This is a genomic window from Cohnella baijiui (assembly GCF_020731285.1).
In the GTDB taxonomy this organism is placed as follows: Bacteria; Bacillota; Bacilli; order Paenibacillales; family Paenibacillaceae; genus Cohnella.
The window spans coordinates 1-259 of the sequence record NZ_JAJFOW010000276.1; the positions used below are offsets into that span (position 1 = coordinate 1).

Consider the following 259-nt stretch of genomic DNA (forward strand, 5'->3'; position numbering starts at 1 on the left):
CGAAGCAGTAAACGTTGAACCTGCTGGGCAAGCTTTTTGCTTGTACTGCTGTAATAGATTTTTCCCTGCTTGTCCTTCTTATAATAAACACAACCATCCGTAGCCCAAAGATGATGTAAAAATAAACTGATCGATTCTTTTGGCTGCTTGAATACACATGCAGGAATTGCTTTCTCGTAAGATCGACGATCCCAGATCCCCATCTTTTTAAACCAAAGAGTAATAGGGTGATGCTTTCCTCTAGTTAAGCGTTAAGGAG

1 protein-coding gene is annotated in these 259 nt (G+C 40.5%); it reads right to left on the reverse strand.

The window, feature by feature from the left end; genetic code table 11:
- On the reverse strand, nt 1-203 hold a 203-nt coding region (locus tag LKX83_RS32615; protein WP_227887431.1), incomplete at its 3' end, for an LAGLIDADG family homing endonuclease.
- Between the last annotated feature and the right edge of the window lie 56 nt (nt 204-259).